Source organism: Actinomadura miaoliensis (assembly GCF_039536785.1).
Classification (GTDB): domain Bacteria; phylum Actinomycetota; class Actinomycetes; order Streptosporangiales; family Streptosporangiaceae; genus Spirillospora; species Spirillospora miaoliensis.
Genome location: NZ_BAAAZG010000025.1, coordinates 274,856 through 281,812 on the forward strand (window position 1 = coordinate 274,856; position 6,957 = coordinate 281,812).

A 6,957-nucleotide genomic window follows, 5' to 3' on the forward strand; every position below is an offset into this window, starting at 1 on the left:
TCCCGGCTCCGTTTCGTTCCGGTTTGAACTTCGTCGCGGCCAGGCGCCGTATCTCCCCGACGTAGATCCCGGGATGTGGGAGCTGGGAGGGCTCATGGGGCGTCCGAACACCGCCAGGAAACGCCGTCTGCGCGCGATGGTCACCGGTACCTCGGTGGTCCTCGGGGCCGCGGGGCTGGTGGCCGGTTCGCTGTACGCGGTGAACACCGACGCGAAGACGGACCCGCCACGCGAGGCCGCGCTGGCCGGGGGTGCCCGCGGCGGGCAGAACGCCGCGCAGGCCGGGCGGCGGAAGGCGGGCGGCGGCGCGGGCGCGCTCCTCGGCCCGCTCGCCGGCCGGCTCGGCGCCCGCACCAACGGCGGCTACGTCGACTCGGCGGGCCGCGCGGTGGTCACCGTCACCAACGACGGCGACGCGGCCATGGTGCGCGCGGCCGGTGCCGTGCCGAAGACGGCGCGGCGCGCCCCGGCCACGCTGAACCGCGTCACCGCGACGCTGCGCGACTCGATGGCGGACGTGCCGGGCACCGGCTGGGCCGTGGACCCCGTCACGTCCCAGGTGGTGCTGTGGACGGACGCGTCGGTCACCGGCGCCCGCATGGCCCGCGTCCAGCGGACGGCGCGGCAGATGGGCTCGTCCGTGCGGATGGTGCGGTTCGCGGGGCGGCTGCGCACCTTCGCCGACGGCGGGGACGCGATCTTCGGCGGAGGGTCGCGCTGCTCGCTGGGCTTCAACGTCCGCCGCGGCGGCGAGGACTTCTTCCTCACCGCCGGGCACTGCGGCAACGCCGTGCCGGAGTGGACGGCCGACCAGCGGGGCGCCCGGCCGCTCGGCGCCACGGTCGCCAGCAGCTTCCCCGGCGACGACTTCGCGCTCGTGCGGTCCGCGCAGGCGGGCCAGGCCGGGCAGGGCGGCGTCAACCTCTACAACGGGCAGACCCGCGACATCACCGAGGCCGGGGAGGCGGTCGTGGGGCAGCGGGTCGCGCGCAGCGGAAGCACCACCGGGGTCTCCACCGGCCGGGTCACCGCCGTCGGCGCGACCGTCAACTTCCCCGAGGGCACGGTCAGCGGCATGATCCAGACGACGGTGTGCGCCGAGCCGGGCGACAGCGGCGGGCCCCTGTTCGCCGGGACGACCGCGCTGGGGCTGACCTCCGGCGGCTCGGGCGACTGCCGGGTCGGCGGTGTCACGTTCTTCCAGCCGGTGACCGAGGCGCTGCAGCGGTTCGGGGCCGAGGTGTTCTAGCCGGGGGCCGGGCCCGGCCGCCGCGGAAGGCCAGCGCGGCGAGGACCGCGACGGCCAGGGTCGCGGCGGCGGCCGCCAGGGCGCCCGTCGACAGGGCGTGCACGAACGCGTCGCGGGCGGCCTGCGCCAGGCCGGGGTCGCCCAGCGACAGGGCCTCGCCGAGCGAGTGCCGCGCCGCGTCCGGGGCGGTGCCGGGCAGCCCGCGCGCGTACGCGGCGGAGATGACGCTCCCGAGCACCGCCACGCCCATCGCGTTGCCGACCTCCTGGCCCGCGTCGTTCACCGCGGAGCCCACGCCCGCCTGCTCCCGGGGGACGGCGGCCATCAGCCTGCTGTAGGCGGGCGGTGAGCCGAGCCCGGCGCCGAAGCCGAGCACGACCAGCCCGGTCAGGATCGCCGGGTAGCCGTCGCCCGGGTCCACCAGGCCGATCGCGCCGAGCCCGGCGGAGATGGCCAGGAACCCGGCGACCAGGGCGGGGGCGTTGCCGAGCCGGCCCTCCAGGGCGGCGCCCACGCCGTTGCCGACGGCGCCGGCGGCCGCGACCGGCAGCAGCGCCAGGCCCGCCCGCAGCGGCCCGTACCCGAGCACCAGCTGCAGGAACTGGGTGAGCGCGAACAGGGTCCCGGCCAGCGCGAACGAGAACACGGCGATCATGACCGCGGCGCCGGAGAAGTCGCGCCGCCCCAGCAGGCGCAGGTCCAGCATGGGTTCGGGGTTGCGGTGCTGCCACAGCGCGAACGCGGCCAGCGCCGCCACGGCCGTAGCCAGCCCGCCGAGCGTGCGCGCGCCCGTCCAGCCGTGCCCGGGACCGGAGATGACCGCCCAGACCAGGGCCGCCATGCCGATCGTGGACAGCACGGCGCCCGCGACGTCGGCGCGGCGCTCGGGCCCGCGCGACTCGGGCACCAGCGCGACCAGCCCGACCACCGCGACGGCGGCGACCGGCACGTTCACCAGGAACACCGAGCCCCACCAGAAGTGCTCCAGCAGCAGGCCGCCCAGGGTGGGGCCGAGCGCCACGCCGACGACCGAGGTGGAGCCCCAGATCGCGAACGCCTTGGCGCGCTCGTCCGGGGCGAAGACCTCCGCCATGATCGCCAGCGTGCCCGGCATGATCAGCGCGCCGCCCACGCCCATCAGCGCCCGCATGGCGATCACCCAGCCGGGGCCGGCGGCGAACGCGGCCAGCAGCGACCCGCCGCCGAACAGCGCGAACCCGGCGACCATCGCCCGCCGGCGGCCGTACCGGTCGCCGAGGCCGCCCGCGGTCAGGAGCAGCCCGGCGAACACCAGCGAGTAGGCGTCGATCGTCCACTGCACGTCGGAGGTGGTGGCGTCCAGGTCCCGCAGCAGCGCCGGGACGGCCACGTTGAGGATCGTGTTGTCCACCACGACCGCGAACAGGCTCAGGCACAGCACACCGAGGATCCGCCAGCGGCGCGGGTGCGGTTCGGGGGGTCGGTACGGGTTCATCGCCCACTCCTCGTACAGTGTTCGAGTTGACTCGCACACTGTACGAGGCGCCTCGCACAGTGTTCAAGTGCGGCTACCCTGGACCGGTCAGGAGGTGTGCGGATGGCGAAGGCACAGGCACCCGTGTCGGTGTGGACGCGGCCGGCGCGGTCCAGGCGCGAGCAGCAGCCCACCCTGCACCGCGAGCAGATCGTCGACGCGGCCCTGGAACTGCTCGACGCCGACGGCCTGGGCAGGCTCAGCATGCGGCGGCTCGGCGCCAGGCTGAACGCCGGCGCGACCTCCGTCTACTGGCACGTGGCCAACAAGGAGGAGCTCCTGGAACTGGCCATGGACCGGGTCATGGCCGAGGTGACGGTCCCTCCGGCGACCGCCGAGGGCGGCTGGCGCGCCGCCATGACCGGTTACGCCCGCTCGCTGCGCACGATGATCCACCGGCACCCGTGGACGGTCACGCTGTTCGGCAGCCGCCCCATGATCGGCCCGAACGCCACCCGGGTCATGGACGAGGTCCTGGCCGCGCTGGGGCACGCCGGGTTCACCGGCTACGACCTGGAGTACGCCTGGGCGGTGATCGTCGACTACGTGATCGGCGCGGCGGGCAGCGAGGCCAGCTGGCTGGTCCACCAGCGGGGCACCACCACCGACGAGTGGCTGGCCGCCATGGGCGCCTACCTGGAGCGCGTCAACGCCGAACGCCCGCGCCTGGCCGAGCACATCACCCAGGTCTGGGCCCAGGACGACGCCGACGTCCTGGAGGGCCGCTTCACCTTCGGCCTCGACTGCGTCCTGGACGGCCTCGCCGCCCGCGTCGGCGCCGGTCAGCCCCCCGGCCGCCGCGGCGCCTGATCGGGGGCCCGCAGCCGGGCCCGGATCCACACGCCCGCGGGACGCAGGGACGCGGTGCCCGCGAACGGGCCGTGCGGGCAGGTCCCGGCGCGGAACACCGAGACGTCGCTGTAGTTCCAGTTCACCCAGCTGATCTTCTTGCGGGCCATCAGGTCGAGATACCGCCCGGCCGGCCGAAGTCGTCGCCCACGCCCTGGGGGTCCGTGGTGCCGAACTCGCTGACGAACACCGGGATCCGGTCGGCCGCGCGTGACAGCGCGTCCAGATACCGGCGTCCATGGGCGCCCGCGTAGAAGTGGAACGTGTACATGACGTTGCCCGCGCGCACCGGGGCGTTGACGATCTCCCGTTCGTCGGAGTTCTCCGACACGCCGAGCGAGGACCAGCCGCGCGTCCCGACCAGGACCGGCGCGCGGGGGTCGTACCGCCGGATCAGCGGCACCAGCCGTTCGGCGTAGTCGCGGACGCGCGCCCAGGGCACCAGGTACGGCTCGTTGACGATCTCGTACAGCACGTTCCCCCGCGCCGCGTGCCGTCGCGCGATCTCGGTGAAGAACGTCGCGGCCCGCCCGAGGTCGCGGTGCGGATCCCCCGGGCCGAGCACGTGCCAGTCGACGATCACGTACATGCCGAGGGCGGCGGCCTGCGCGACGAGGCCGTGGACCCGGTCGGTGGTCCGGCGGGGGCCGCTTTCGTAGCCGCCCTCCCGCACGTACACCGGCAGCCGGAGAACGTCCGCCTTCCAGTCGCGGGCCAGCGCCTCCAGCGAGCCGCGGGTGAGGCAGTCCTGGTACCACTGCAGGCCGTGCGCGCTCATGCCGCGCAGTTGGACGGGGCTGCCGTGCTCGTTGCACAGCCGCGTGCCGCAGACCCGGAGCCTCCCGTTGACCGCGAGCGGACTGCCGGCGGGCGGCCCGCGCTCCGGCGGCCCGCCGGAACGCGGAGCACCGGGCGGCGGGACGAAGCCCGGGGAGACGCCGCCGGCACCGGATCGCGGGCACACCCCGGGCCCGGACGCCGAGACCGGCAGCAGCACGGCGAGGACGGCACCCAGCGCGCCCAACCCGCGCCGGGTGTGCCTGGCGACGCCGCGAGGGGGACGGCGGCCCGTGGGATCACCCAAGCCGACTCCGCCTTGACCTTGATCGCTTCGCCGTGCGTACTCCCTGGTCACCATTAAAACCCGGCCTCCGCCGGCTGCCCCGACGTCCCCGTCCGGCGGGGTGGCGACTCGCGCGGCACGCCACCCCCCGCCGAGATGGCGCGAGCCCTCGGACCGGGGCGCCGACCGGTCCGAGGGCGTTGGGAACTCGCGCGTCCGCGCCTACCGGACCGCGGCAGGCGGCTTGGGCATGGTGTCCGTCCAGCCCGAGGCGACGATCGCCCAGTAGTGCGTCGTCCGGCCGGGCGTCTGCCAGCGTTCGTCGTTCCGTCCCGGCTTGACGAGCACGCTCCGGGCACCGAGCAGCTGCCCGGTGCCGGGGGCGAAGAGGACCTCCTCGCGCGTCACCTCTCCGGTCGGGTCGGCCGAGAGGTCGGCCGCCAGGCCCACGGCGGTGCGGCCGAGCGGATCGGTGGCCCGGGGAAGCCTGGTGACACCCGGAAGGTCGGTCGCCAGCCGCATGAGCGCGGCGCGCACCTTCGGCGGCACGGGGGTGTCCCTCAGCACGCTGAAGACCAGCCCGAGAGCCTGGGCCGGGGTGGCGCAGCCCCCCTTCTTGGGGGACCTCGTCACCCCGCGCTCCTTCAACTGCTCGGCGACGCCCGGCTCGTGCTTGATGGTCCCTTCGCACAGCTCCTTGCGCAGCGCCCGCGGGTCGGTCGGCAGGTTCTGCAGTTCCTCGTAGGTGTACCAGCCGATTCCGCCGATGTTGAACGTGCCGCCCTTGCCGTCGTCGTCCTTGACCCATCGCTCGTTCGACGAGGTCAGCGTCCGGGTCACGCCGCTCGACTCCACCTTCCACGACGAGGGGGAACCGGCCGCCCGCCAGGCCGCCTCGTCCGCCCGGGTCTGCGGCCGGGCGGCGATGTCCCGCCCGTAGAAGGTGTGGCCGTCACCCTTCGTGCGGCCGATGACCTCGAAGGTCTCGTTCCTCTCCTCGACGACGTAACCGCCGTCGCGGCCGAGCGCGCGCAGCGGCAGGCTCACCCGCTGGTGGTTGTACCAGTAGCGCCCCTGCGGCTGCCGTTCCACGCGGTCGGCGGCGGCCATCAGGGTCATGCGGGCCGACTCCTCCGCGCTCGGCGCGTCACCGGGGCCGCCCGGATCGCCCTGACCGACCGTCGCGACGGCGACGGCGGCCGCTGCGGCGGCCGCGACCAGGCCGAGCCCGAGGCCGAGCGGGCGGCGCCCCCGAAGCCACCCGTTCCGCCGCCCGGCCCGGCGCCCGGCCCGGCGCTCGTGCTGGTGCTCGTCCTGGTGCGCGGGCGTCCGGCCCGCCGTGCGCGTCAGCTCCAGCAGGCCCTGCCGGCCCGCGGCGGTGACCCGCGGCGAGGGGCCGCCTTCGTCGAGCAGGGCGGCGACCAACAACGTGTCGTCGCGCATGTCATCCATGGGAGTCCTCCTCCGCGTGTGTGGGGTCGGTCCCGCCCAGTGCCTCCCGCAGCTTCCGTCGAGCCCGGTTCATCCGTGATCCGACGGTCCCCGGGGGGATCTCCAGCGCCTGCGCGACCTCCTCGTAGCGCAGCCCGCCGACGGCGACGAGCAGCAGCACGTCGCGGTCGCCCTCGGGCAGCCCGGCGAGCGCCCCGGCCAGTTGCGGCCGGACGCCCTCGGCGGCCACCCGCGCGGCGACCCGGGCCTCGTGCCCGTCGGCGCGCGACTCCGGCGCGACGCGGGCCAGCGCCGCGTAGCGGCGGCCCTCGTCGCGCCGGTGCCGGCCGACCAGGTTGGTGGCCATCCCGTACAGCCAGGGCCGTACGGCCCCGCGCGCCGGGTCGAAGCGGTCGCGCTTGCGGAACGCGGCGTAGAACGTCTCGGCGGCGATGTCGTCGGCGACGTCCCTGCCGAGCCGGGCCGCGACGTAGCGGTAGATCTCCGGGAAGTACCTGTCGTAGATCACGGCGAATCGATCGGGCTCATGCCAGGACTGCTCGATCACCGCGGCGTCGTCGTCGGTCGCGACGTCCGGTGGAGCGGTCATCCGTGGCTCCATTCCATATCCGGCCTTTCGAGGCGAACGGCGGTCACCCGTTACTCAGCCGAACCCGGATTTCTTCTTCACGGGCGCCGCCCGCGCGCCCGCCGGGACGTCCGCCGGATCAGCCGAGGTGCGGCGACTCGTTCGTCCAGCCGGAGTCGAGCACCGCATGGCGTTCGACGACCGTTCCGGGCCGCACGCCCGGGAACCCCTACTCCGCCGCGCCCCGGGTCGCTTTCGCTCGC

General features: G+C 75.1%; 7 protein-coding genes. 2 read left to right on the forward strand and 5 right to left on the reverse strand.

Features of this window, described 5'->3' with window-relative positions; genetic code table 11:
• Positions 1–94: 94 nt before the first annotated feature.
• Positions 95–1,249 carry a S1 family peptidase gene (locus tag ABD811_RS20410; RefSeq protein ID WP_344949828.1) on the forward strand — a complete coding sequence of 385 codons (1,155 nt, stop codon included), beginning with the start codon at positions 95–97 and terminating at the stop codon, positions 1,247–1,249.
• Here the strand turns inward: ABD811_RS20410 and ABD811_RS20415 are convergent.
• Positions 1,191–2,723: an MFS transporter gene (locus tag ABD811_RS20415; RefSeq protein WP_344949831.1), complete on the reverse strand. Its 1,533-nt coding sequence runs from the start codon at positions 2,721–2,723 to the stop codon at positions 1,191–1,193. The two genes, ABD811_RS20410 and ABD811_RS20415, sit on opposite strands and share 59 nt — an antisense overlap.
• 102 nt (positions 2,724–2,825) lie before the next feature.
• On the opposite strand from ABD811_RS20415, the gene ABD811_RS20420 reads away from it, so the two are divergent.
• Positions 2,826–3,572, forward strand: a complete 747-nt coding sequence (locus ABD811_RS20420) for a TetR/AcrR family transcriptional regulator (protein ID WP_344949834.1) — start codon at positions 2,826–2,828, stop codon at positions 3,570–3,572.
• Here the strand turns inward: ABD811_RS20420 and ABD811_RS20425 are convergent.
• The 4 genes from ABD811_RS20425 to ABD811_RS20440 all read right to left on the reverse strand — a co-directional run bounded on the left by ABD811_RS20425 (position 3,545) and on the right by ABD811_RS20440 (position 6,715).
• Complete coding sequence (locus tag ABD811_RS20425; RefSeq protein WP_344949837.1) at positions 3,545–3,721, reverse strand: hypothetical protein; 177 nt, start codon at positions 3,719–3,721, stop codon at positions 3,545–3,547. The two genes, ABD811_RS20420 and ABD811_RS20425, sit on opposite strands and share 28 nt — an antisense overlap.
• Positions 3,721–4,695 (reverse strand): glycoside hydrolase family 5 protein, encoded by a 975-nt coding sequence (locus ABD811_RS20430; protein WP_344949840.1) that lies wholly within the window; start codon positions 4,693–4,695, stop codon positions 3,721–3,723. The genes ABD811_RS20425 and ABD811_RS20430 overlap by 1 nt, the downstream gene beginning before the upstream one ends.
• A 201-nt stretch (positions 4,696–4,896) precedes the next feature.
• Positions 4,897–6,126 (reverse strand): CU044_5270 family protein, encoded by a 1,230-nt coding sequence (locus tag ABD811_RS20435; protein ID WP_344949843.1) that lies wholly within the window; start codon positions 6,124–6,126, stop codon positions 4,897–4,899.
• Positions 6,119–6,715, reverse strand: coding sequence for an RNA polymerase sigma factor (locus ABD811_RS20440; protein ID WP_344949846.1), 597 nt, complete (start codon positions 6,713–6,715; stop codon positions 6,119–6,121). The genes ABD811_RS20435 and ABD811_RS20440 overlap by 8 nt, the downstream gene beginning before the upstream one ends.
• Positions 6,716–6,957: the final 242 nt, after the last annotated feature.

Coding starts and splice junctions, on each gene's coding strand:
- ABD811_RS20420 (WP_344949834.1), top strand. CDS start 2,826: ATGGCGAAGGCACAGGCACCCGTGTCGGTGTGGACGCGGCCGGCGCGG.
- ABD811_RS20410 (WP_344949828.1), top strand. CDS start 95: ATGGGGCGTCCGAACACCGCCAGGAAACGCCGTCTGCGCGCGATGGTC.
- ABD811_RS20435 (WP_344949843.1), bottom strand. CDS start 6,126: ATGGATGACATGCGCGACGACACGTTGTTGGTCGCCGCCCTGCTCGAC.
- ABD811_RS20425 (WP_344949837.1), bottom strand. CDS start 3,721: ATGGCCCGCAAGAAGATCAGCTGGGTGAACTGGAACTACAGCGACGTC.
- ABD811_RS20440 (WP_344949846.1), bottom strand. CDS start 6,715: ATGACCGCTCCACCGGACGTCGCGACCGACGACGACGCCGCGGTGATC.
- ABD811_RS20415 (WP_344949831.1), bottom strand. CDS start 2,723: ATGAACCCGTACCGACCCCCCGAACCGCACCCGCGCCGCTGGCGGATC.